The organism is Fuerstiella sp., assembly GCA_022447225.1.
Taxonomy (GTDB): Bacteria; Planctomycetota; Planctomycetia; order Planctomycetales; family Planctomycetaceae; genus S139-18.
In genome coordinates this window covers 80,489-105,885 of the sequence record JAKVAZ010000007.1, presented here as the reverse complement: position 1 = coordinate 105,885, position 25,397 = coordinate 80,489, and the positions used below count along the sequence as shown (strand labels likewise).

18 protein-coding genes are annotated in these 25,397 nt (G+C 53.2%); 5 read left to right on the top strand and 13 right to left on the bottom strand.

Features of this window, described 5'->3' with window-relative positions; translation table 11 throughout:
- Positions 1–70: 70 nt before the first annotated feature.
- The 6 genes from MK110_07960 to MK110_07935 form a co-directional block, all read right to left on the bottom strand.
- Positions 71–1,270, bottom strand: a complete 1,200-nt coding sequence (locus MK110_07960; GenBank protein ID MCH2211223.1) for a PQQ-binding-like beta-propeller repeat protein — start codon at positions 1,268–1,270, stop codon at positions 71–73.
- A 266-nt stretch (positions 1,271–1,536) separates the two neighbouring features.
- Positions 1,537–3,129: an arylsulfatase gene (locus MK110_07955; protein MCH2211222.1), complete on the bottom strand. Its 1,593-nt coding sequence runs from the start codon at positions 3,127–3,129 to the stop codon at positions 1,537–1,539.
- 93 nt (positions 3,130–3,222) lie between these two features.
- Positions 3,223–4,746: a hypothetical protein gene (locus tag MK110_07950; GenBank protein MCH2211221.1), complete on the bottom strand. Its 1,524-nt coding sequence runs from the start codon at positions 4,744–4,746 to the stop codon at positions 3,223–3,225.
- A 205-nt stretch (positions 4,747–4,951) separates the two neighbouring features.
- The gene (locus tag MK110_07945) at positions 4,952–5,965 is read right to left on the bottom strand and encodes a 1-aminocyclopropane-1-carboxylate deaminase (protein ID MCH2211220.1); all 1,014 of its coding nucleotides are present in this window, start codon (positions 5,963–5,965) and stop codon (positions 4,952–4,954) included.
- 287 nt (positions 5,966–6,252) lie between these two features.
- Positions 6,253–6,672, bottom strand: a complete 420-nt coding sequence (locus MK110_07940; protein MCH2211219.1) for an Hsp20/alpha crystallin family protein — start codon at positions 6,670–6,672, stop codon at positions 6,253–6,255.
- A gap of 66 nt (positions 6,673–6,738) precedes the next feature.
- Entirely contained in the window at positions 6,739–7,149 is a 411-nt protein-coding gene (locus MK110_07935; protein MCH2211218.1) for an Hsp20/alpha crystallin family protein, read from the bottom strand.
- Positions 7,150–7,779: 630 nt separating this feature from the next.
- On the opposite strand from MK110_07935, the gene MK110_07930 reads away from it, so the two are divergent.
- Positions 7,780–10,833, top strand: a complete 3,054-nt coding sequence (locus tag MK110_07930) for a zinc-dependent metalloprotease (protein MCH2211217.1) — start codon at positions 7,780–7,782, stop codon at positions 10,831–10,833.
- Positions 10,834–10,858: 25 nt separating this feature from the next.
- On the opposite strand, the gene MK110_07925 is transcribed toward MK110_07930, so the two are convergent.
- Positions 10,859–12,424 (bottom strand): hypothetical protein, encoded by a 1,566-nt coding sequence (locus MK110_07925; GenBank protein ID MCH2211216.1) that lies wholly within the window; start codon positions 12,422–12,424, stop codon positions 10,859–10,861.
- 279 nt (positions 12,425–12,703) lie between these two features.
- Here MK110_07925 and MK110_07920 point away from each other — a divergent pair, with 279 nt between their 5' ends.
- From MK110_07920 to MK110_07910, 3 genes are all read left to right on the top strand, one after another.
- A complete protein-coding gene (locus tag MK110_07920) occupies positions 12,704–13,429 on the top strand; it encodes a class I SAM-dependent methyltransferase (GenBank protein ID MCH2211215.1) in 726 nt (241 codons plus the stop codon).
- A complete protein-coding gene (locus MK110_07915; protein MCH2211214.1) occupies positions 13,426–14,538 on the top strand; it encodes a glycosyltransferase family 2 protein in 1,113 nt (370 codons plus the stop codon). Before MK110_07920 ends, MK110_07915 begins: the two co-directional genes overlap by 4 nt.
- Before the next feature lie 97 nt (positions 14,539–14,635).
- Positions 14,636–15,955, top strand: coding sequence for a UDP-glucose/GDP-mannose dehydrogenase family protein (locus tag MK110_07910; GenBank protein MCH2211213.1), 1,320 nt, complete (start codon positions 14,636–14,638; stop codon positions 15,953–15,955).
- Here the strand turns inward: MK110_07910 and rlmN are convergent.
- Together rlmN and der are read right to left on the bottom strand one after the other, a co-directional pair.
- Positions 15,945–17,045: a 23S rRNA (adenine(2503)-C(2))-methyltransferase RlmN gene (gene rlmN / locus MK110_07905; GenBank protein ID MCH2211212.1), complete on the bottom strand. Its 1,101-nt coding sequence runs from the start codon at positions 17,043–17,045 to the stop codon at positions 15,945–15,947. The two genes, MK110_07910 and rlmN, sit on opposite strands and share 11 nt — an antisense overlap.
- Before the next feature lie 8 nt (positions 17,046–17,053).
- Entirely contained in the window at positions 17,054–18,481 is a 1,428-nt protein-coding gene (gene der, locus MK110_07900; GenBank protein MCH2211211.1) for a ribosome biogenesis GTPase Der, read from the bottom strand.
- 287 nt (positions 18,482–18,768) lie between these two features.
- Between der and MK110_07895 the strand changes: the two genes are divergently transcribed.
- Positions 18,769–20,181, top strand: a complete 1,413-nt coding sequence (locus MK110_07895; protein MCH2211210.1) for a DUF420 domain-containing protein — start codon at positions 18,769–18,771, stop codon at positions 20,179–20,181.
- A gap of 215 nt (positions 20,182–20,396) precedes the next feature.
- On the opposite strand, the gene MK110_07890 is transcribed toward MK110_07895, so the two are convergent.
- The 4 genes from MK110_07890 to ilvD all read right to left on the bottom strand — a co-directional run bounded on the left by MK110_07890 (position 20,397) and on the right by ilvD (position 25,298).
- Positions 20,397–20,891: a 6-pyruvoyl tetrahydropterin synthase family protein gene (locus tag MK110_07890; GenBank protein MCH2211209.1), complete on the bottom strand. Its 495-nt coding sequence runs from the start codon at positions 20,889–20,891 to the stop codon at positions 20,397–20,399.
- On the bottom strand, positions 20,888–21,778 hold the full coding sequence (locus MK110_07885; protein ID MCH2211208.1) for a triphosphoribosyl-dephospho-CoA synthase: 891 nt from the start codon (positions 21,776–21,778) through the stop codon (positions 20,888–20,890). The genes MK110_07890 and MK110_07885 overlap by 4 nt, the downstream gene beginning before the upstream one ends.
- Before the next feature lie 311 nt (positions 21,779–22,089).
- Positions 22,090–23,523, bottom strand: coding sequence for an alkaline phosphatase family protein (locus MK110_07880; GenBank protein ID MCH2211207.1), 1,434 nt, complete (start codon positions 23,521–23,523; stop codon positions 22,090–22,092).
- Between the two features lie 95 nt (positions 23,524–23,618).
- Complete coding sequence (gene ilvD, locus MK110_07875) at positions 23,619–25,298, bottom strand: dihydroxy-acid dehydratase (protein ID MCH2211206.1); 1,680 nt, start codon at positions 25,296–25,298, stop codon at positions 23,619–23,621.
- Positions 25,299–25,397 lie beyond the last annotated feature (99 nt).

Below are 25,397 nucleotides of genomic sequence, written 5' to 3'. Positions count from 1 at the left end.
ATGTATGTGAAACCGGAATGCAGCAACGGAACGGATTCAGTCCGCCAAAAACACGGGCGCCTCAGTAAATTCATTGCGGCTGGCCGATACAGTACAGGTGTTCCCAGGTTCGAATGAACAACTGCCCGTCTGATGGAGCCAGAGAGGCCTTCATCTCTTCGTCAATGCGATTGTGTGCAATGCGTCTTAGGTCGGTATCCGCACTGAGGACGAAGACGTTACCGTCCGTGTTGCTGAAATAGAGTCGATCGGTACTCAACACGACAGACCCCCACAGTCGCCCTGCCAGACGTCGCCTGGCGACAACTTCTCCTGTCCTGGCGTTAAGACAACGGGCAATCCCCGAGGCATCGGCCACGTACAGGAATCCACCGTGGCAGACTGCAGAACCGATGCGTCGTTGATTGCCGTGATCTTCCCACAACCGATGTGTTCCGGTGACATCACCAAGTCCGCCGGTCCGCACGGCCAGTATTCCACCAGGCACACCGCCTAACCCAAAGACAATCCCGTCGCCGGCTGCCGGCATTGCATGAATCGCAGGGCCGAGCCCGGCACACCGCCAAAGCGGTTTCCCGTTAAGAGGATTGAAAGCTTTCAATTCGTCAGGGAGCGTCAGAACCATCTCGTCATGGTCACCAACCGGAACAATAAGCGGGACACTGTAAGAACCAAACATTCCGTGATTCTTTGCTCGCTCCGGTCGATCCCACACTGTCCGGCCCGTGCGTTTGTCGACAGCAATAATGTGAGTCGGCTCACCAGGACCTCGGTAGACGATCAGAAGATCCCGATAGAGCACACACGTTGTGGCCAGACCAAACTCGTGTGCGAGCCTTCCCGGCGAACGATGCCAAACCAGTTCTCCGTCAAAACTGCAGGCGATAATCCCTGCCGAACCAAAACTTGCATAAACCCTTTCTCCATCGGTGGTAGGTGATGCAGTACAGAAAGGATTGTCCGGATGCCATGTTTCTTCCTCAGCATAAGGAACATCATATCTCCAAAGTTCTGCACCCGTCGCACGATCAAAGCACAACAGCCTGCGGAGTTTTCCATCCTTGATCGGACAGGTCACAAACACCCGACCATCCCACACAATCGGAGTCGAATTACCGGCAGCGGGGAGGGGGGTTCTCCACAAGATGTTCTGAGTCGAACTCCAGCGGACCGGAAGCGACTGCTCAGAGGTGATCCCGTCGCCCCGGGGCCCTCTCCACGCCGGCCAGTTCGCAGCGGACACATTCGTTGTGAAGGCTAACGCTAACACCCAGCAGAGTCCCGGACAGCGACGGCCTGTCCGACCATTCAACGATGAAGTTTGGCAGGTCACGGGAGTCACAGTATTCCTCCGGGGAAGGTGTCACACAAACAACACGAAAACCCGTCTGTCGTCTCAATCAACAGAGACTGACACCGGGTGTCGGCAAACCTTACCCGAAACGAAAGCGTATTATTCATCTCGAATCGGGTGCGAAATATTTCGAATCAGGAGTCGCAGCGTCCGCAGAAAATAACTCAAAATTCTCGTACGGGTCAAAGATCAGTGCTATCGGGGGACACACAGGTTCGCCGGGCCCATTCGTGCCATGTGGCCTGCATTTGGTCCACTCGGCCGGGAAACTGCGGGGCCAAGTCATTCGTCTCCGTACGATCCAGCTTCATATCGTAGAGTTCCCAGGTCCCGGCATGAGCTCCCCACACAAGCTTCCAGCGTCCCTGACGGATGGCACGATTCCCAAACAGATACCAGCACAGTGAATCATGTCCTTCTCTCACCTGACCATGAAGTACGGGTACCAGGCTTTGACCCTCCGTTGAAGGCATGGAAACCTCTTCCTGTTCTCTCGGAGAACTCAGCTCGACCAGCGTAGGCATGAAGTCGACCACGTGACCAACCTGATGAGTGATTGTGCCTGCCTTGATCACGTTTGGCCACCGAGCGATCAGGGGAGTGGAAATGCCGCCTTCATAAGTCCAGGCTTTGAAGCGACGGAACGGGGCACACTGTGCCCATCCCCATCCTGGTGCAACGAAGTCATAGGTGTTCGAACCTCCTGGCAGACTGGTGTTGTAAGCCTCGCGTGCCAATCGCTCGTCGTTGTTCCAGTAACCCGGATACGAAGCGCATCCGCCGTTGTCTGACAGAAACATGACCAGTGTATTGTCCTCTGCATCCAACTCAGTAAGTGTGCCCAGAATCCGGCCGACCCCCTGATCAAGCCGGTCGACCATCGCCGCATAGACCTCCATGCGTCGGCATTCACGCGGGAGGTCCCGAACTTTCTCCCACGGGGTGATCCGGTAGTCATAACGATATAAACTTTGCGAAATCTCAGAGGGAGAGAGCTTCCATTGCGGATCGATCAGGCCCTGAGTGATCAGTCGCCGGTAACGCTCATTTCGCATCCGAAAATAACCGCCATCATACCGTCCGTGGTATTTGGCAATGTCTTCCGGTCGGGCATGCAGCGGAAAGTGGGGAGCCGTGTAACAAACGTGAACGAAGAACGGTGCATCACCGGCGGCAAATTTTCGGATGCAAGAGACAGCATGATCGGTAAAAGCATCAGTGGTGTAGTAATCCGACGGAAACTGTGTCACCCGCTGTTCATTGTGAAGAAACGTCCTCTGACGCCCTCCATTGTAAAACACCGGATCAGGCTGAGCCGGATTGAAGAAATTGCAGGATCCATCCGCCACTCCGTAGTATTCTTCGAACCCTCGGTCGGTCGGCCGGTCCGGTGCAGATGAACCCGAATGCCACTTGCCGGTGAGTGATGTTCGGTACCCCGCAGACAGGGCGGCATCCGCCAATGTCGTCATCTCGTCAGCCAACCACCGATTTTCGGGCTGCCTTCTGGGGTGCAGACCCGTCAACAGTGCAGCTCGCGTCGTTACACAAACTGCACAATTGTAGAACTGAGTGAAACGCAACCCGTCACTGGCTAACTGATCCAGATGGGGGGTGCTGATCTCACCGCCGTAGCACCCCAGGTCCGAAAAGCCCAGATCATCCGCCATAATCAAAACCACATTTGGCCGTGTAGCGACAGACACATCGGCGCACTGAACAGTCGCATCAAACCAAAGTGTGAGCAGCGTTGCTTGTATCAGAATCCGGAACATTGTCGTCTGTCGCTTCTGTCCGAAACCGGCTGTGGGCAATCAGCACGGGTGCGCACATGCTTACAAAATGAGAATCGCTGCCATTGAAGTGATCTACTCGTTGCCTGCCTCTGTACCGCCAAATCGGAACGAATACAAATCAGCATCCCTGAGGACAACCCTCAGTCGCACGGCTTTACCGCTCAAACAACTGACGTCCTGACCACGTTTCCAGGTGACGGTCCGCTCGATTTCATCGCCGAAAATCTCATAGCACTCGTCCTGACCAAATCCCTCAAAAGGACGTCCATCAACATCCAGAATCTCAAACCAAATTCCTCCGGCCGCAGACGTCGAATAATTGATCGTGAGTCTGCTGCCTTTGAAGAGAATCGGCCGGGTCAGCAGTGCACCGCCTGAAAGCGGTGCGTTGACTGAAACGAACCCGTCGACACGTATCGAATAACGCCGAACGTTCAAACTTGATCCGGTCCAGTAGCCTTCCGTGACATACATGGACAGTTCGTCAGGTGCCTTGTCGACCGCCGATTTAGTCGTGACGATTCCCCAGGCAGCACTGTTGTCACCGTAAACCCACGCATTCGTCCGGGCGGCTCCGGGACGAATCAGTGCTTCACCCCAGCGGTGAAAGTGACGACCGTCGCGGCTGGTCATAAACAATCCGTCAGTGACCGCACTGCCGTAACGCGGATGATTACTGGCACGGAGTTGCCGAAGCTCCGGATGGGGAAGCTTATCCGTCGAATCCACGTGACCGCGATCCGTGTAGCGCATCGGAAATCCGGTGAAGATGTGTGGAGCCCGTTCATAAGGGATCACCTGATTGGTGTAGATGTGCTCCTGCGGGGCTCCGGGAAATTCAACCCTCTGTGGCCGGGTCCAGTGGAGAAAATCGGCTGATGTTGCAGTAAAAATGCTGCGGATCCCCTCGCGCAAGCCGCGAAAATAGGCCCGGTATTCCCCGCGTACCCCATCCCAAAATGCCAGGTTCTGTGAATCAAACGCCCCTTTGGTAATAACAGGCTCCCGCTGCATGAGCTCGAAGACAAACCCGTCCGCAGACCTGAAAGCCAATAACCCGGGGACGGAATCGGAGCGTACAACTGCCTTGTATCGGGCATCCGGCGGACAGTGAGGATTGGTGTCCTTAAAAACGGCAACATGCCCCGGATCAGCCGCAACCTCCTTCAGCGTCGCAGCCGAAAAGACAATGTTGTTCTTAACGGAGCCGTCAAACTCCACGAGCCCCAGTTCAGGTTTGACCCAGCGAACACCGTCATGACTCTCTGCATAACATAAACAGGCACGATGCGGGTATGTTAACCGCCCCGGTCCCACATCGTACTGGTAGCCCCCATAGTACATCCGATAGCGATCTCCGTCCTGAAAAACGCTGCGGTAGTGGCAGGCATTCCCTTCCCACGGCGCATCCGTAACCAGTGCGATTTCCTGCCGAACAGGCTTGTTGAGCTGCAGTCGAGCCCCGCCACTGAACTCATCAATCAAATGATGGTCAATCATCAATTCACGACGGTTACCGATGTCAATCGGCTGGTCCGCAAAGAGACTCACGCACGGCACCAACACTGCAGCGGCAAACATGAATTCCTTTTTCATGCCGGTTCCTCTCATTCGTTTTCCGGCTGACAGAACAACCGATCTGACCGCCTTTATCTTCACGATATCATTCCGATTCACAGCTGCGCCGGAGCTTCACCGTTCCGGTCTAAAGACATGATTTCAAACTCAAATAAGCTGACTCGCAGATCGTTTGCCGTTTGGACCGGTTCCCCTGAGGATTCAGTCACATCGGTCAGGCACATCAGCCGTTCTGAAACATATCACTGTACCCGTTGATCGCCGGAACACCTCCCAGGTGGGCATAGAGGATTCTCGAACCGTCAGGAAAAAATCCCTGCTGAATCAGATCCATAAGGCCCTGCATGGATTTTCCTTCATAGACGGGGTCGGTAATCATGCCTTCCATGCGTGCGCACAGTCGGATCGCTTCGTTCGTTTCCGATGAAGGAATGCCATAGGCCGGATAAGCGTAGTCTTCCCTGAGAACCACGTGGTCGGCTGTAATTTGCCGATCCAGTCCGATCAGTTCGGCCGTATTTTGAGCGATTTCAAGAACCTGGCTTCGGGTTCTGTCGGGTGTCGCTGAAGCATCAATACCGATGACACGGCGGGCACGACCATCTTTGGCAAATCCGACCAGCATTCCCGCGTGTGTCGAACCGGTCACGGTACAGACAATAATAAAATCAAAAGTGATTCCCATCTGTGCCTCCTGCTCTCGGACTTCTTCGGCAAAGCCCACGTAGCCAAGACCTCCATACTGATGCATGGAGGCACCGGCAGGAATAGCATATGGCTTTCCCCCCTCCGCCCTCACGTCTTCCAGCGCACGTTTCCAGCTGTCCCGGATCCCAATATCGAACCCCTGGTCAACCAATTCAATCTCGGCGCCCATCACACGACTCAGAAGTATGTTGCCCACCCGGTCGTAGAAGGCGTCATCAACCGGCACCCAGCTTTCCTGTACAAGTCGGCATTTCAAGCCGATTTTGGCAGCGACCGCCGCGACCTGCCGCGTATGGTTAGACTGGACACCGCCAATGGTGACCAGTGTGTCCGCATTGGAAGCGATTGCATCGGGGACAATGTATTCCAGCTTTCGAATTTTGTTGCCACCAAATGCCAACCCGGAATTACAGTCTTCTCTTTTGGCGTAAAGATCGACACGACCACCAAGGCACTCTGAAAGACGACTCAGTGGCTCAATCGGTGTGGGGCCAAACATCAGAGGAAAGCGTTTAAATTTCTCAAGCATTTTTTGTCCTGTCCGGAAAACATATTGCTGTAAAACGGGGGCAGGTCAGCTGAATCGTTTTACCATGTCACGTTTGGCTCACAATAATACCAGGAGTGTCCTGTTCGTGAATCGGGCACGATAACGAATCAACGAAAAACGCAACGGTGCAGACGGTTATGTATGGATCTCGAACATTGTTGTCGAATCAGATGAAAGCAGGGCCCGTCGAATTACTGACGGACCCTGCATGAAGTGCTCCTGATTTTACGTACCCGTTCGGTGAAACAGGTATTCATCTCACCCATCTATGAGTCACCGGATGAAGTCCGGATCATCACCTTGCGAGGCAGGGTTTCCTCAAGCCGAGGAGCGGTGACCACCAGCACACCGTTGTTATAGTCCGCGGTAATCAATGTAGAGTCCACGGACTTGTCCAGCCTGATTCTTCTTCGGAAGTGATTCCAGAGACGTTCGTCGTATCTCACCGACGATCCTTCCGGTAATTCGGACTTCCGGCGTTCGCCGGAGATCTCCAGCACACCGTCGTGAACTTCAAGGCTGACATCAGCAAGTGACACACCCGGGAGGTCGCATTCGATGACGTAACGGTCTTCATGATCAAAGATAGTGAGTTCCGGTCGTGCATGATCATCCGCTCCGGGAACCAAGTCACTAACCAGGTCGCTAAAAAGCTGAAATGAGTTTTCAAGTGAGTTCAGATTCACAGTACTGTCTCCTGAATGGGAAGGTATTGAATTAGACGAGTGGTTGAATTCAAATTGACTTCAGATTCAGACGTCATTTTCTGAATTCTGAATCTCAATACGACGGCGTTCAGCTTCCCGATTTCGAGCAAACGTCAGTATTAAGACGCCGTCCGTAAGTTCTGCCTCAGCTGTTACGGCATCGAACCTACTGTCCAAACGCAGAACCCGACGAAACGTCAACGACTGCCGTTCACTGTAGATCGTTGCATCACAGTCGCCGGCCTGATGACGCTTACCGGACACGACCAAATGGCCATCCTGAAGATCGATTGAAAGCTCTTCAGCTGAAAACCCGGCGACATCCAGTTCAACGCGGGAATATGAGTCCGCTTCGATGATGGTGAGTGCCCCCAGGCCACCGCAACGCGTTGCAGTGTTACAGCGTGCCACTCGAAACGGACGACTGAGTGAGGATTGGTGAGTTGAACAGTGCATGATAGTCCTCTCAAAAGGTGAAGACGTGTGGAAGAGCCCAGTCGGCGCTGAGACACCAACAAAGACACTCCTCACAACTGCACAACCCATGCCACTTTAACACACAACTACATAAACCCTTTAATAACAGTCACTTAACACAAACACAATAAAAACAAACAAAAACACAAAGAGCCATTATGGCACCATGCAACAACAAGCACAAAATGCCATTATGGCACCACGTGGCCTATAAGTCGAAAGCCGTTGGGCCGACAGATTTGAAACGTTTTGGAAGCTTGGCTTACGGTATCGATATCTGTAACGAAAGTATGATGCTCATTAAATCCGGGTGAACCACTACCACACAAACAAAAAATACGGCCAGCTGCATTCCGGATTTGATCAATAGATAGTTTGCCTCAGAACAAACCAGTTAATCACATCAGAGCAATCAACCATTCAACCAGGCTGGGTAAGACAGACGTCTTGCTCCCGACCAACCGATTCGTATTGAAAACAACGCTCGTAGCCAACAATTCGTCTCTGACAGCCAATTGCTCTTCTCACCCCTGAATTCCTCGTCTTCCCAGCTTCTCCTTTCCTGTCTAGCGGGTAGAATTAAGTTCACGGAGCACAGGGGTCGGTTTGATGACCGCCGGGGTCCACGACCTGTCGCTTCTCGCACTCTCCAAGCTTGGGACTCTGCTTCCTCTGCGGTCCCTTGAGAGGTCCGACATGCGTTTTAGTCGTATTCTTTGCACAGTTGCTGGTGCCGTCGTCGGGATCATTGGAAGCGCTACTGCTCAATCAGCAAACACCGCTCCGTTTCCTCCTCACGCCAAGATTCTGGAAGGCTTCCAGAAGATTGTAACTAAGGCCAAAATCAATCCGATGTACACGCTGTACGGCAGGAAGAAGGATGGCCAGATGTACGCGGAGTTGCCTCGTTCCTTTTCCGGAAAGAAATACTTCATCGCAGTCACGCTGGCCAGTGGTGATCGCTATGCCGGATTGCAGGGAAATGATTTCTATGTCTACTGGAAGCGGTACGACAAACGAATCGCATTGATTCAGCCAAATATCAGTGTCCGCGCACCCGGCGACAAAGAAGCGGAATCCTCAGTGAAGCGACTGTTCACCGACCGGGTGCTGCTGGACATCCCCATTGTCACCATGGGTCCGGGCGGAGGACCACTCATAGACCTCGACGCATTATTGGTTGGACAGGCTCGTAAATTCTTCGGCGGATACGGCCAGGTTTCCCCGACTGCAGCTCGGTCCGGGCTGTTCACGGTTACGACAGCCAAAGCGTTTGAGAACAACATTGAGGTGGCTTTTGAGGTTCCGACCAGCGATAGTTTTCTCCCCATGCCCAACTCAGGCACCAGCTCAGGCCGCTTGAAGGAGCTGCATTATTCCATCAGTGAAATTCCCAAAACATCGGGGTACAAGCCCCGAATGGCCGACCAGCGTGTCGGTTTTTTCACAACCAGCTACACAGATCTCGCACAATACAATGATCGTGAGACTCGAGTCCGCTATATCAATCGCTGGAACGTACAAAAAGCCGACCCCAAGCTGAATCTCAGCCCGCCAAAGCAGCCAATTGTCTTCTATATTGAACACACTACGCCGGTCCGTTACCGGCGCTGGGTACGAGAGGGTGTTTTGGCGTGGAACCGTGCTTTTGAAAAGGTGGGAATCGCCGACGCTATTGAAGTTTACTACCAGGACCGGACTTCCAAAGCCCACATGGACAAGGATCCTGAGGACGTTAACTATAACTTCATCCGCTGGCTCAACAACAACATTGGAACAGCCATTGGTCCCAGCCGCGTCAATCCGCTCACTGGTCAGATTCTGGACGCGGACATCATTTTGACGGATGGCTGGATCCGACACTACCAGAAGCAGTTCAGTGAACTGTTGCCCCAGGTTGCCATGGAAGGCTTTGGACCGGAAACACTCTCATGGCTCGCCCGGAATCCTGACTGGGATCCGCGGATTCGACTGGCACCGCCGGCCCAGCGTGAGGATATTGCTGAACGTATTCGACAACAAAGCCTTCTGCCGTACTCCGGTCACGCAGCGGGGTCAGCAGACCCTCAGCTGATCGGTGATGACGAGTATGACGGCCTTATCGGACGCACCAGCCAAATCAACGGCATGTGTATGGCTGCCGAGGGGATGTCATTCGATCTGGCACTGATGCGAATGTCGCTTGCTCTTCTGAAAAATGAAGCAAACACCGAAACAGAGAAGGAGCAGGGTGTCAGGAATGACGGAACATTGAACGAAAATGATGGCAATGATGATGACAAAGACGATGTCAGGAAAGAAGACAAAAAGAAAGAACAGATGCTGGATGGAATGCCTGAATCATTCGTTGGCCCCCTGATCGCTCATCTGGTGGCTCACGAAGTCGGACACACACTGGGACTGCGTCACAACTTCAAAGCTTCCAGCGTTTATTCACTGGCAGATATCAACAGTCACGAAATGAAAGGAAAAAAGCAGCTGGCAGGCTCGGTGATGGACTATATCGGCGTCAACATCAACCAGGAATCCGGAGAGATTCAGGGGGATTACAGCATGTCAGGGATCGGCCCCTATGACGAATGGGCCATAGAATACGGTTACACATTTGGTGATATCAGTAAAGTGCTGACAAGAGTGGCCGAACCTGAACTCGTATACGGGACCGACGAAGACCTGTACGGTCCGGATCCACTGGCCCGACGTTACGACTTCAGCCATGAGCCCCTGGATTTCGCACATAACCAGATTCGTCTGGCGAAACATCATCGGGAAAAGCTGCTGTCTGACTTTATCAGGGACGGAGACAGCTGGGACCGGGTTCGATACGGCTATGAACTTACTCTTTCACTGCAAACCCGCGCCATCTCCATGATGGCCAACTGGGTCGGCGGAGCGTTTGTCAACCGGGACAAAAAGGGTGATCCCGGTGACCGAATGCCGGTTGAAGTCGTACCTGCCGAACAGCAGCGACAGGCTCTCAGGTTTGTCGTTGACAACGCATTCAACGATGAAGCATTCGGTCTGACCCCCGAACTGGTCACGGCAATGGGTCGCGACAAGTGGCTGGATGACATACGCAATTTTTTCCAGGAATCAACATGGCCGATTCATGACCGGATCATTGGAATCCAGTCCAGCATTTTGACAATGCTGATGAATCCAACGACACTCAAATGGGTGTACGACAATGAACTTCGAATTCCCGAAGGCGAAGATGCACTGACGCTGCCGGAATTGCTAAGCACTGTCTCTGACGAAGTCTGGTCTGAACTGGATCAGAACACCCAAGGCGAATATTCTGCACGTAAGCCACTGATTTCAAGTTTGCGACGTAATCTTCAGCGGGAACATTTACAGAGACTGATCGACCTGACTCTGCCAGGGAACGGAAATAGTGCAGCCTCTCGGGCAATCTCGATGCTCAGCGCGGTACAGCTGCAAAATGTTCTGGAAAAGATCGATGCGGCACAGAGCACGACCGCAGATCAGTATGATGACTACACCATGGCCCATCTTGCACAAACACACAAAAGGATTGAGAAAGCGCTGGATGCAGATTATATCCTGAATCCGAGCAGGGGTGGTGGTTTTGGGATGCGGTTCGGATTGTTTGGCAGCGAGCAGGACGAACAAAAGCGTCGCCGAACGAACGAAGACAACTGAGTCATCGCAGACAATCCGGTCAACATTAATTGTGCCTGTCCTGCACTTTGGCAGCAATCTGTGCCTCATCCCTGTCAACGGCAAGAATGCGGTAACTCCCCGATTCAAATACAGATTCCAGTCCGTCAGTAATCGATTGTCCGGAAATCTGATGAATCAGTCTGGTTTCACGGGATTCTGTGATGATGTACCGGTGCGGACTCGCAGCCACGGCCTCAGCAATCTCAGCAGATCGCCGAGGGAACAGGTCCTGCAGAATTGAGACGCTCCAGTAGCGTGTGGAAGGAAGTGTTTGTGTTTCTCTGTAGACATGAACACTGTGAACATTTAAGCACGTCACGTCTCGATCCGACACTTCCTGCTGCCTGAGAAACTCAATGACCCGCCCCAGATGGTGCCAGTCAGGCAGGTTCCCGTGAGCCAGTATCGCCCGAACGGATACGGTGCTTCCCTTGTCCAGTACCATCGGCCACTGTTGCAGACGCTGGCCGTGAAAAAAGGGCGTCCACAGAACACTGCAAAGGAGAAAACCAGTGACGATGCTTCGCCGTGCAACGATCGGCATTTGCCAAGAATGACTGCAGATCAGAGCCAGCCCCAGAATAACTGCAGGAACGTGTACATAGTCCAGTGCATGCTGCAGAACGACCGACTGAACCAGCCATCCGACATAACAACCGCCAAGCAGTGCCTGTCGTCGGGTGGAATCGGTACGACCGCTTCTTATGTGACTCCGAACAGAGGCAAAAGCAATCGGCAACGCAACCACATGAATCCACAGCCACGGAGCAAATCGTCGAGCCATCATGACCCAGCGATCAAATGACATCCGCTCCCTCGCTGCAGTCAGGTACTCAGGATTCCACTCAAGCATCATTTGCTGAAAGTGCTCCCACGCCCCGGTGGTCATCAGCCATGCAACTCCCGGAACTGCGGCAATAACGCCGCCGGCGACAACTGCAGTGAAATGCACAATCATCTCATAAAATGACCGTCCTCGCATATCAATCAGCATCACCGCTGCACCTGGAATTACTACGTGCGGTTTGATCCAGAAAGCACATCCCCAGCAGAAACCTTCGAAAACTGCCGCGAGCAGTCGTGGTCCAACTGGTCTGCCAAGACGCAGGATCACAGCCACACCAACAGGCAGCAAAGTCCAGGTATCGCGCTGAACGTGACACCATTCATTGCGAGTAAGATAAAACAATGCGGCCGCAAGCAGAAACACGGGCCGCGATCGTCTGCCGGGAACAGAGATCCGCATCCACAGGCACAGAATTGCAGCAAACAGGATGAGGTCCGCACTCCTGATCGCTTCTGAAGACCAGCCCGCCAGCGATCGAACAGCCATATGAATCCACAGGACCCCGGGAAGATTTGGCTCAATGATGTCTCGATAAGCCACACCACCGTTCATCAATGAACGCGTCTGCACGTCATACAGCGCCGTGTCAGAATTCAGCGGCATCCCCAGAAACAACGGAACGGCCAGTCCCAGCCACAGAAGGAGCGCAATCCAGACACAGCGACTTTGGACCAGAGGGACTGGCGCAGCTATCTCGGTAGACTGGATCGAACAATGATTCATAAGCATTCTGCTGCAACCTGCAGCAGAGATCGCAGTCGGGCCGCAGCAACCTGCAGACTCACCGCGGATTCCGACGCATCCCCCGTCAGCAATTCAAATATTCGGGAAGTAACGACTTTTCGGCCTGTCGGAAAACATCAACACAACACACACGACCGGCACAGCCCGTGAAAAATCACGATCGCACATCGCCATTCTTACCGGGAATTCAGCCGGTTTCGCTCAGGTAAGGCACGATTGCACAGCTTCAACTCCTACATCGTCAGGGAAAACTTCCCTATGGATCCAGGTCATCTGAGACAGCTCGTCGAACTCGAAGACAACTACTGGTGGCACGTGGCCAAGCGGAAACTGGTTGTTCGGCTGCTCAGTCGATTTGCACCTGCTCCTGGACGCCTTGTCGAAGGGGGAATCGGATCCGGTCGCAATCTCGTGGAATTCAGCCGGCTGGGATACGACGTCACGGGATTCGATTTGATGCCCGAATCAGTCAACCACGTTCGCCAAAGAGGGATTGAAGACGTCAGAATCCATGATCTGGAAAGTCCGTGGCCTGTTGACTCCGACAGTCTCAAAGCTGTGGTGCTGCTGGACGTCCTCGAACATGTCCGCAACCCGGTCAGAGTTCTCAATCACATACATGATTCCCTGGCGGAAGACGGATCCGTCTTCATCACTGTTCCTGCCTGCCCGTGGCTGTATGGTCCGTGGGATGAACAACTTGGACACTTTCGCCGATATACGATTCGTGAGTTTCGTAAACAGGCAAAGGAGAGCGGTTTTCGGGTGCAGTGGCTGAACCACTGGAACAGTTTTACTTTGCCGGCAGCACTGGCCGTACGCGGCTGGGAGAAGATATTCCCTCTGCGGACTCAACCGGACTTCCCAAAGGTCTCGGGTTTCACCAACCGCATGCTGCTGACGGCGGCAGCCGCAGAACGCTGTTGTATGGACATCCCGGGAATTCCCGCCGGACTTTCCCTTGTGGGAGTCCTGCGAAAATGACACAAAAACAAAACCGCAGGAACGCAGCTGATGTTGAAGTCTCAATTGTCCTGCCGGTCTTCAACGAAGCCGAAATTCTGGATCAACTTACGAACCGCATTCGCTCTGAGATGACAGCGATCGGTCAGGCGTTTGAACTGATCTACGTCAATGATGGTTCCGATGATGACAGTGAACTGGTTCTCGACGCACTTGCTGCAGGGGACAGTCGTATTGTTGTCGTACACCTGTCACGTAACTTCGGCCACCAGGCCGCCGTTCATGCCGGACTCAATCAGGCTTCGGGCGGTGTGGTCATCGTGATGGATTCTGACCTGCAGGATAATCCCAGTGCCCTTCCGCGTTTTCTGGAACAGTGGGAAGCCGGATTCGATGTTGTGTACGCAGAACGATTCAATCGTAAGGAAGCGGTCTGGAAACGAATTCTGTTCCACGGTTTCTACCGCATTTTGAATATGCTTGCGGATACGCGTATTCCGCAGAACGCCGGAAATTTCGGACTGCTCGATCGGCGTGTCGTTGATACGTTGCTGAGTTTGCCGGAATCAGATCGTTATTTTCCCGGGCTGCGGAGCTGGGTCGGATTTCGGCAGACCGGTATCCTCGTTGAACGTAATGCTCGCTACGACGATCAGGCTCGGGTCTCTCTGGGTGGTTTGTTTCGTCTAGCCAAAACCGCCATTTTCTCGTTTTCCACATTTCCACTGACTGTGTTCTCGATCATTGCCGTACTCTCGGCGGGAGTGTGCATGACTTCAACCGTATTTGTGGTTTGGCACAAAATGATCACCGGACTTGCAATTCCAGGATGGGCTTCGGTCATCATTACGGCCTCGTTTTTTGGAACGCTGAATGCTATGGGTATCAGTGTACTTGGCGAATACGTGATTCGTATCTATAACCAAGTGCGGAATCGTCCTATCCATCTTGTAGCACGGGTTACCAGCGGCCGCACCAGTCTAAGGTCGGATCTGTTGCCCACCACGGAAAACGCGAGCGAAGAAAAACTGGTAAACATGGTTCGTCAAATCAACGAGACACTGGAATCAGATGCAGGAATTTCGGCAGGATTGAGCGGAACGGTCACTGCATCAAATACCAGTCTTTAACAGCACTGCAGATTCGACACTGCCGGATCTCTGCAGATTGCCACAATTCGAACCGGACTGATATTCAGACGCTTGAAGACAACAGACAGATACGGTCATGAACTTAACGATGATTGGCACCGGCTACGTAGGGCTGGTCACGGGAACCTGTTTTGCTGAAAGTGGAAACGACGTCATCTGCCTCGACGTCGATGAATCGAAAATCCGAAAACTGCGCAGCGGCGAACTCCCCATCTACGAGCCTGGTCTGGAGGAACTTGTCCGGCGCAATTCAGCATCAGGAAGGCTGAAATTCACAGGGGACTATGCCGAAGCCATCTCGAGCGCCAAATGTGTGTTTATCTGTGTGGGAACTCCACAGGACACCGACGGAGCGGCTGACCTTAAATATGTACAGAGTGCCGCAGAACAAATGGCACCTCATCTTAAATCCGGGACTGTTGTCGTCTGTAAAAGTACTGTTCCGGTCGGCACCAATCGACGTGTTCGGGAATGGATCGAAGCAAAAACAGAAACGCAGTTTTACTCAGCATCCAACCCGGAGTTCCTGAAGGAGGGCGCTGCGATTAACGATTTTACCAGGCCGGATCGGGTGGTCGTGGGAGTAGACACCCCGGAAGCGTCCGAGACACTTCACGAAATCTACAAGTCATTCCTGAGAACTGAAAAGCCGTACATCAGCGTTGGCATCGAGAGTGCCGAGATGATCAAGTACGCCGCCAACTGCATGCTGGCCACAAAAATCAGCTTTATCAATGAGATGGCCAATATTTGTGAGCGTGTGGGAGCGGATATTAACGAAGTCCGCAAAGGAATCGGGCACGACGCCAGGATCGGTTTTTCATTTTTGTTTCCAGGGGCCGGATATGGCGGCTCGTGCTTTCCCAAGGACGTTCGGGCGTTGCGCTCTGTTGCGGCCAAACACGGTCTGGACGCCCAAATTCTCAACACGGTTGACGAAATCAACGACCGTCAAAAGAAGGTGATCTTCCACAAACTCCTGCGACACTTCGATCAAAACCTGAATGACCTTACCATTGCGGTCTGGGGGCTGGCGTTCAAGCCCCAAACCGATGATATTCGTGAAGCCCCCTCTCTGGTTCTGATTCGTGAACTGCTGAACGCCGGAGCAAATGTTCGAGTGAGCGATCCGGTCGCCATGGAAAATGTCCGACAGATCATGGGGGACTCAATTACGTACTGTGATCACCACTACGACGCCTGTGACGGTGCCGACGCTCTGGCGATCATGACGGAGTGGAATGAATTTCGAAATCCGGATTTCGATTACGTCAGACTGAAGCTGAGGTCGCCTGTGATCTTCGATGGTCGCAACCTTTACGATCGCAGAAAAATGGCCCAGCGAGGATTCTACTACTCAGGAATTGGCCTAGCGGCTTTGCCGGTCAGCGAGTAAGCCCTTTTGAATCGCTGTGACGCAGACGCAGCTGACCACAGGCAGCATCGATATCAGTGCCCTTGCGTTTTCGTACTGTGACCTGGATTGCGCCGGATTCCAGCACCGAGACAAATCGATGGGTCATCGGTGGTCGGGGTGCGGACACAGCCAGCTCACTTACACCGTTCACAGGAATCAGATTGACGTGTGCATTACGACCCCGCAACAGCATCGAAAGTTCCCGAGCGTGTTCCGGCTGATCGTTGATTCCCGACAACAGAACATATTCATAGGAAATGCGCCGTCCTGTAACGGCAAAGAATTCGTCCGCCGCCGACAGGATCTCTTTCAGTCCGGTCCCCTGATTTACAGGCACAATCTCACTACGCAGCTCATCATTGGGCGCATGAAGCGAAACCGCAAGATTGAACTGCCGTCCACATCGCGCGAACTCCCGGATCTGTTTCGGAAGTCCGACCGTCGAAACCGTGATTCGTCGGGCTCCCAGTCCAAATTCGTCCGTCAGGAAATCCAGGGCCGACATCAAATTACGATAATTCGCCAGGGGTTCTCCGATGCCCATAACAACAACGTTTGTAATCCTCTCGTCATCTTCCATCAGGCGATGCAGTACCAACACCTGTTCAAAAATCTCTGTCGCTGTCAGATCTCGCTTAACTCCCAGCAGACCACTGGCACAAAACACGCATCCCATCGCGCATCCGACCTGTGTACTGATACAGACCGTTCGTCGTCCCGGGTCCCGCATCAGTACACATTCCATCAACTCTCCATCTGAAAGCTTCAACAGCAGTTTTTCGGTACGGTCGGAGGCAACCTGGTGACCAACCTGTTCAAACGATGAAAAAAGAAATTCCCTGGAAAGCTGATCACGAAAGCCGGCCGGAAGGTCGGTCATTTGATCAAACGATGTCACACGACGATCAACCATCCACTGAAAGATCTGTCTGTGTCGATACCGTGGCTGACCGACATTCGCCAGCCAGACCAGAAATTCACTTTTTGAAACAGACAGTAACGGCCGACGTCCGGGAGTCTCAACCGCTGCTGACAGCGGAACGAGCTCAGGTGAAGTTTCCTGTGACATTGGTACGTCTATTCGTTCCGGCTGGTGACAGACACGTCCCCGACAGTCGACGCTGCGGGGTCTCGTAATTCCGAATTTTCAATTCGCACGCCGGCAGCATCATCGTCATGCGAACGCAGAATCAGCCGAATCGGCACCTCCTGAAACGGCGTGGCTTCTCTAAGATACCCCAGCAGGTATCTCTTCCACGAGTCTTCCAGAAGGGAGGGATCATTGCACTTGATCACAATCGTTGGCGGACCAGTCGCGACCTGTGTCCCGTAGTAGATCTTTGGCCTTCGATTCCTGCGAAGAGGTGGTGGGTTATGTTCGACCGCGGCCTGAAGAACACGATTGAGTTTTCCCGTACTCATTCGTCGGTGCGCCTGTTTGGAAATGACCTGAGTCAGATTCACAAGCTGTCGTATGTTGCGTCCGTCCCGGGCAGTCAGAACAGCAATCGGAACATGCCGCATCGACGCGAAAGTCCCTGTGAGGTACTCGCTCCATGCTTCAATCGTCATGCTTTCCCGCTGGCCGAGATCCCATTTATTGACCACAAAGATGCAGGGTCTGTGATGTTTCGATATCTCTTCAACCAGCTGTTTGTCGACTTTCGAGATAGTCCGGGTGGCGTCGAAAAACATCAATACAATATCTGAGCGACGGATGCTTCTGCGAGCCCGCACCAGCCCGTAAAATTCAATGCTGTTGGCGATACTCTTACGCTTTCGAACGCCAGGCGTGTCGATCGCGACAAAGGTCCGACCATCAACATCGAAACGAATGTCGATGCTGTCGCGGGTGGTACCGGCAATTTCGCTGACAATGACCCTCTCGGTTTCAGCCAGCTGATTGATGAACGTACTTTTACCAACGTTGCGTCGGCCCACGATCGCCAGCTTCAATTCCGGCTGCACCAGCAGTTCGGCACCGTCGCCTGATTCATTTTCCTGAGCCGCGGGAAGCATTGAGACCACTTTGCTGATCAGTTCCGTACGATTTCGATTTCCTTTTACACTTGTAATAACCTGAGGAAGATTCGCCAGCTGAAGAAAATTCTGTGCTTCCGGATCCATACGGGTTGAATCACACTTGTTCGCAACCATCAGCACTGGCTTTTGAATATGGCGCAGACGTTCTGCCACCACTCTGTCCAGTGGCATAATTCCGGCCCTGGCGTCGACCACGAACAGCAGAAGGTCACTGTCATCGAGCCCCGTCTGAATCTGTCGCTCAATGTCATCCGACAGATCATCACTGTCCACAATGCCGATTCCACCTGTATCGACAAGTTCGAAATACCGATCGTGCTCGTGCATAACCCAGGTTACACGATCTCGGGTCACACCTGCCGCAGGGTCGACAACGGAAATCAGTTTTCCGGACATCCAGTTCAGCAGCGAACTTTTGCCGACGTTGGGACGTCCGACAATTGCTACCTGAGGAATACCCATCTGCCTGCTTTCAGCACCTGTGTCACATTGAATTCACACCAGTTGCTCAGACTACAGCTGCAACTCTGAATCGGTTAGAGCGATCTGGTTGTTTCCTGTGAGAAATTTGCGAATGCAGGGTCCTCCGGGTACGAACAGCAGCCCGACAGCACTCGCTGGGTTCGAGAATCCCCGTCCCGAAACGAAGACTCGACAGGCCGTTGTCCTGAATGCCGCTGGACATTCCGGCACCGGCTCTAGAATTCTCAACCGGTCATCGACAGTAATCTGTATCCGGAGACACACGCGTGAGACACCGGTCGACTCCTCAGCGAAGGTTTCGCAGCGGCATCTCAGCCGTCAAGGCTGTTGTCGGAGCCATTCTGTGGTGCGCTGTCATCGTGAACGCCGTGATGATCTGGAAGAATCCAGACAGTGAAGACAGGCCAACATCAGGAAACACTGATGACAGGACATCGGTGATTTCGACAGCCCCTGACACAGAAATTTCGGAACCCGATAGTCGTCGGCCCCCTGTTCCGCCCCGACAAATTCCCGACTTTACTCTCAGGGAATGCATGGGTGGCGAATTCGGACTGACAAACCTTCCGGGAAAACCGTGGGTTGTCAGTTTTATTTTCACCCGATGTATTACGACCTGTCCGCAAATCACACTATCGATGAAGACGCTTCATGATCGCGTTATCGAGAAAAATCCGGACGTAATGTTCGTCACCGTCACAGTTGATCCGGACTATGACAACGAGACGATTCTTCGGCGGTATTCTGAAACCTTCAGCCCCAATCGTGAACGCTGGAAATTTCTGACCGGTGAAACGGAAAAGGTGCAGGACATTATCGTGAACGGCTTTGGGATTTTTATAAAAGAAAATATCGGCGACGCCCGGCGTCCGGGAATGGAAGTGGCGCATTCCAATCGAGTGCTTCTGGTGAATCGTGAAGGATTTCCGACGGGAAAATTTCTGGGAACAAATCAGGACGACATTTCTGAACTCGCAGGAATTCTGCTGGGACGTAAACCGTTTCCATCGCCGTCTCCCCCCCTGCAGTTTTCGTCTTCCAGTGGTCCCGTTGACGTACAGTTTTTGCCTGCTGACTCTTCAACGCAGCAGGCCGGCAACAATCCGACGTCTCGAAAATCGAAAGACACCACGGCAGCTACCTCCGGTACGAATGTTTCGTCCCCGGAAGATCGGTCACACAGTGACAATCTGATCACGTCACTTAGGCTGGCGAACATCGATCGACGATTACCCCGGTGGGCCAAAAAACTGCCTGTGGCCAACGCACTTTTGAATTCAACAGCAGCCGTCCTTCTGACACTGGGCTGGCTTGCAATCCGCAACGGACATCGGGAGATGCACCGTAACCTAATGATCTCTGCTTTTGTCGTGTCTGTCGTGTTTCTGGGATGTTATCTGACTTCGCACTGGGCACTCAAACACTACACAGGAGAGCGTGGCCGGCCTTTTCTGGGGAGTTCGACAGCCAGGACCGTTTACTACTTCATTCTGTGGCCCCACGTCGTTCTGGCATCAACAGTACCCGTTTTTGCCATTCGCATCTTTCAGCATGCCGCAGCAGAACGCTGGGACAGGCACCGGGCACTTGCCCGTGTCGCTTTGCCGATCTGGATGTACGTATCCGTTACGGGCGTGATCATCTATGGCATGCTGTACCACTGGCCAAACCCGATATAATTCACAGTTCATTCAGCCGGACCCGCTACGGATAATCCTGTGCTGCGAAATTTCAGTGCGGTCGGCTGACAGGTGTCTTTGCCCAAATGACCAGCCCCGCCAACGGAAAACGCCGCCGGCGATTCCCCGACACTTTTTACACCACCGATGGCTTCGGTCGGGAAGCTGAATCCAATCTTCACCGGCAGGCGAGTCGGCTGGTCCACAGGCCCGAATCAAACTGATTTGCAGCACCACGCCCACTGGCCAAAATTCTCTTCGATGCCTACTCTCAGCTGCGACAACAGGCTCATCTGCTCAAAATCAAGATGCTCAAAAAGATTTTCGGCAAACCAGGCCGCAATCAGTTCAGCCGTGGTGTTGGCCATCGGAAGGATGCAGCAGTCGTCCACAGGAAAGACCCAGCGACGCGTATCAAACCGCGCCGTCACTTCGGCACTGCCGGTATGACTTTCAACCACGATCTGCGGATGGCGATCCGGCAGAAGGACCCGATGATCCAGCCGGCTGACCAGTTTTCGGGTCGCATCCCGCAGCGCTATGAAGTCATAGACGTAATGGTTTTCGTCCAATTGCCCGGCCACCACCACATCCACCCGCCAGTTGTGTCCGTGAAGACGTTCACAAATGTTTCCATTATACGTAATGAAGTGTGCCGCACTAAAGACCAGTGAATCCTTGGTAACACGACATTCGAAGGTGGACGTCACATTTGTTCCTCAAAATTAATTTGATGAAGCAGTTCAGCAGGAATGCTGTAGCACCGCGATTGCAGCCCTGCATAAATGATGGCTGCAATCATATCGGCGGTTGTCCCCGGATTCAGCTGATTGCCGTTTGAACGCAGATAAGTATCAAGCTCATTATACATTTGGCACGAACCGGCAGTATCGGGCCAACCTGCACCGATCACCGCCGAAGCACGTTGCTGCACATCGGCAGCGACTGATTGGCCAACCTTGCGAGCAATCAGTGAATCACCATATTCCGCAATCAGCTTCAGGGCCAGCCAGCCAATTCGATATTGGTCATCAACACAGCTGAATGAGTCAATCAGCAATTCCAGTCCGACACCCAATACCTCGTGAAAACCATTACTGTACTGCAGAGCAATTAAGTCCCGATCGGCAGCCCGTTCCATGCACTGCAGCAAAGTCTCTGACGGCGGTTCATGCACATCCTGAGCTGCCGACTGCCCCAGGCCACCCGGTTGAGCAAGACGGATCGCACGATAAGCCCAGTCGGCGTCCTCAACGGTAAGACCGGCCAGAATGCCGTCAATTCCTTCACTAACAGAAACGGCAGCCGGAACGGCTGCCATTGGAGCCAACAACAGTAATATTCCGAGATTTGTGTTGTGTCCTGCCGAATGGCGTGTCGCTACTGCGGCGTCGTAAATCGTTCGGCCAACATTACACGAAGTACTACGTGCCAGAATTGGTGCAGAGACCTGGGCGGAACGGATGAAATCATTAACCGTCGAGTCTCGAAACCGATGGCGAGGTGACACATTGCCCGGCTTCTCTGACAAAACTTCCACCAGACACGCCTGGTAGATCCAGCAGCTGAGCTGACTTGACGAACCGTCGTTTGACATAAGACTTTGAGCAGACTGTCCGGTATGGATTTAACAATATGTATTCCGGCTTAACCGTTGACTGCGCAACGCAGTGTTCAGATCCCAAGTTTAAAAAAAACAACCTCGAATCACAGCAACTGAACTGCTGTCAGTTGCGTCTCAGCTGATTACCGGGGTTCCCGCCACTCAAAACCTGATTTCAGAAGAACGAGCAGATTGCCTGCCGGCTTTCCTCTGCACGGGACTTAACATTAGTCAGAACAGCGCCGGATGCAGCTCGCCGATACGGGGTTATTGATCAAACCTGGATCTGCAAAACATCGATCGCCTCATTCAGGCAATCGATCTGCGGACCGAGATTCAACCCGGTACTGCAAATCCAGGATCAGATTCCGAAGGTCCGTTGCCTTCATACGATCCTGCTCCACAGATCGGTTCGAACACAAAAACACAGCCGAATCTGAATCCAGTTGAGATTCATCCGGAAGTCGACCATGGCTGCCTTTGACAATTGACGCATCCAGTCCGATCAAATCCATGTAATATCGAAACCCCAAATGCTTTCTCACCAGTCGACGGGCAACACGCAGCATTGGCATTCGAATCGACGGGTCCACAAATAACTCAACAGGGTCATAGCCTGGCTTACGATGAATATCGACCGTGCGGGCGTAATCCGGAGCAAGTGCGTCTTCGAGCCAGAAGTAATAAGTAAACCAGGAATCTCGACTGCTGACAGCCACCAGATCACCACTCCGGGCATGATCCAGCCCAAACTGCCTCTGAGCATGGCGATCCAGAACATGTTCAATCCCCTGTGTTTTCTGCAGCAGGGCCCGCACACCGGCAAGATCGCTTTCACACCTGACGTAAATGTGCGCGATCTGATGATCGGAAACAGCAAACGCCCTGCAGGCCCCCACGTCCAGCGTTTCCCAGCCCGGACTTTCTCGCCGCACCGTCACGTATCCCGATTCGCGCAGAATTCGATTGATATGAATCGGGTGACTCACCTCACTGATTCCGTATTCAGACAATACGATCACATCAGCGTTCAGATCCCGCGCCGCGTGAATCAGTTTTCCGGCTTCGTGGTCGACCTGACAGACGTCTTCGGCAACAGCCGGATCCTTCGGCCCCAGCCGCTGCAGATTGTAGTCCAAATGCGGCAGATAACACAGCAGTAACGACGGGCGTTTCTCCCGCAGAATCTCCAGACTCGCATCAGCAATCCACGCACTGCTTTTAATGTTGGCAGTCGGCCCCCAAAAGCTGAACAGCGGGAAAGGTCCCAGACGATCCTGCAGTCGATCACGCAGATCAGCAGGGTGACTGTAAATATCCGGAATTTTTCGACCGTCTGCAGGATAGCACGGTCGCGGGGTGACAGACCAGGCGACATCCGCATACATGTTATACCACCAGAACATTTTGGCGGTGGTATGCAGAGGATCCCGATGTCTGGCCGATTCAAAAACCTTTTCAGCCTGAACAAGTGCATTGGACTGTTTCCAGAACTGCACGTCAGCAAGCTCCCGGTCGTACCAGCCGTTACCGACGATTCCGTGCTCCGCGGGCATGACACCAGTCAGCATCGATGCCTGAACACTGCATGTCACTGCCGGCAGAACAGTCTGCAGAGGTCGTCCGAAACCGGTATCCAGCAACGAACCGATATTTGGCGTGTTCGCACCAATCATGTCCCACGTCAGCCCCACAACATTGATGACGACCAGCGGACGGGGAGTGGCGGGAACGGACATGGCAAACAGTCAGTGCTCTGAACCGTGTAATAAATAATCGAGCCCGCAGAAGACAGCAGCTTCTACGACGGACGACGGAAACGATTAACACAGAGTCATTCGTCAGTCACGCAGCCTTCTGAAGCTGACTTCACAGTTTTGATATATTTGTACAGTGTCCCTCGAGTCGCCTTGAACGGCGGAGCCGTCCACTCCTCCCGACGTTTTGTGAGTTCGTCGTCGGAAACATCGACCGTAATCCGATTCGATTCCGCGTCGATCGTAATCGAATCCCCGTTGTTAATCAGTGCTAAAGGGCCGCCCACCTGGGCTTCCGGCGTAATGTGTCCCACGATGAACCCATGTGAACCGCCACTGAATCGACCATCGGTCATCAGTGCCACGTCCGATCCAAGACCGGCTCCCATAATGGCCGACGTGGGTGTGAGCATCTCGGGCATGCCGGGACCACCCTGAGGCCCCTCATAACGAATAATGACCACGTCTCCCTTGTCGATTTGATTCTGTTCCAGTCCGGCCAGCATGTCTTCTTCGGAATCAAAACAGCGTGCTGTTCCGGTAAACCTCAGGCCTTCCTTGCCGGTGATCTTGGCAACAGCTCCCTCGGGTGCCAGATTTCCGCGCAGGATGCGCAGATGTCCCGACTCCTTGATCGGCCGGTCGATCGGCTGAATGATTTCCTGGCCTTCGCTGAGTCCGGGAAGGTCCTGCAGATTGTCGGCCAGTGTTTCTCCGGTAACCGTCAGACAGGTTCCGTCCAGCAGGTCGTGTTCGAGCAGGTATTTCAACACAGCCGGGGTACCGCCAATCGTATGCAGATCCTCCATAACGAAGCGGCCGCTCGGTTTAAGGTCCGCCACAAGCGGGATCCGGTCACTGACTGCCTGGAAGTCCTCAAGAGAAAGATCAACATCAACCGTTCTAGCCATGGCAATCAAATGTAGAACAGCATTCGTTGACCCTCCAAGTGCCATCACGGTCACCATCGCGTTTTCGAACGCGATACGTGTCATAATGTCACGGGGCTTAATGTCTTTCTCCAGCAGCACCCGAATTGCAGCACCTGCGGCACGGCATTCTTCCAGTTTCTGCGGGTCTTCTGCAGGGATCGATGAACTGTACGGAAGACTCATTCCGAGCGCTTCAATCGCAGATGCCATCGTGTTGGCTGTATACATTCCACCGCAGGCACCTGCCCCCGGACAACTGTTGCGCACGATATCCTGACGTTCCTCATCGGAAATCGATTTCGCCAGATACTCACCGTAGGACTGAAATGCAGACACGATATCCAGTTTGTCACTGCTTGCATTACAGCCTGCACGAATTGTCCCGCCATAGATCATGATCGACGGTCGATTAATCCGGCCCATGGCCATCACGCAGCCGGGCATGTTTTTGTCGCAGCCGGGCAGTGAGATATTCGCATCGTACCACTGGCCTCCCATAACGGTCTCGATGGAATCCGCAATCAGGTCCCGTGACTGCAGCGAATATGACATTCCCTCGGTACCCATCGACATCCCGTCACTGACCCCGATGGTATTGAACCTCATGCCGACCAGACCAGCCTGCTGAACACCTTCGCGAACTTTGTCAGCAAGGTCCAGCAGGTGCATATTACAGCTGTTACCGTCATACCAGACGCTGGCAATGCCGACCTGCGCCTTGTTCATATCTTCATCGCTCATACCTGTCGCGTAGAGCATGGCCTGGGAGGCACCCTGTGAACGCGGTTGAGTGATGCGACTGCTGTACCTGTTAAGTTCTGCCATGAAACTGATATCCAGGAAATACTTCGTAACTGACTTAACACATCAATGCTGAGCCGCACAAATATAGCACGTGACGCGGGTCCACTCGATATGGATTCA

Bases quoted from the DNA above. Each gene is read 5' to 3' on its own strand.
- der (MCH2211211.1), bottom strand. From the start codon at position 18,481: ATGGGTATTCCTCAGGTAGCAATTGTCGGACGTCCCAACGTCGGCAAA.
- MK110_07880 (MCH2211207.1), bottom strand. From the start codon at position 23,523: ATGTCCGTTCCCGCCACTCCCCGTCCGCTGGTCGTCATCAATGTTGTG.
- rlmN (MCH2211212.1), bottom strand. From the start codon at position 17,045: ATGTCACAGGAAACTTCACCTGAGCTCGTTCCGCTGTCAGCAGCGGTT.
- MK110_07925 (MCH2211216.1), bottom strand. From the start codon at position 12,424: ATGAATCATTGTTCGATCCAGTCTACCGAGATAGCTGCGCCAGTCCCT.
- MK110_07955 (MCH2211222.1), bottom strand. From the start codon at position 3,129: ATGTTCCGGATTCTGATACAAGCAACGCTGCTCACACTTTGGTTTGAT.
- MK110_07915 (MCH2211214.1), top strand. From the start codon at position 13,426: ATGACACAAAAACAAAACCGCAGGAACGCAGCTGATGTTGAAGTCTCA.
- MK110_07910 (MCH2211213.1), top strand. From the start codon at position 14,636: ATGAACTTAACGATGATTGGCACCGGCTACGTAGGGCTGGTCACGGGA.
- MK110_07950 (MCH2211221.1), bottom strand. From the start codon at position 4,746: ATGAAAAAGGAATTCATGTTTGCCGCTGCAGTGTTGGTGCCGTGCGTG.
- ilvD (MCH2211206.1), bottom strand. From the start codon at position 25,298: ATGGCAGAACTTAACAGGTACAGCAGTCGCATCACTCAACCGCGTTCA.
- MK110_07935 (MCH2211218.1), bottom strand. From the start codon at position 7,149: ATGCACTGTTCAACTCACCAATCCTCACTCAGTCGTCCGTTTCGAGTG.
- MK110_07945 (MCH2211220.1), bottom strand. From the start codon at position 5,965: ATGCTTGAGAAATTTAAACGCTTTCCTCTGATGTTTGGCCCCACACCG.
- MK110_07885 (MCH2211208.1), bottom strand. From the start codon at position 21,778: ATGTCAAACGACGGTTCGTCAAGTCAGCTCAGCTGCTGGATCTACCAG.
- MK110_07920 (MCH2211215.1), top strand. From the start codon at position 12,704: ATGGATCCAGGTCATCTGAGACAGCTCGTCGAACTCGAAGACAACTAC.
- MK110_07930 (MCH2211217.1), top strand. From the start codon at position 7,780: ATGACCGCCGGGGTCCACGACCTGTCGCTTCTCGCACTCTCCAAGCTT.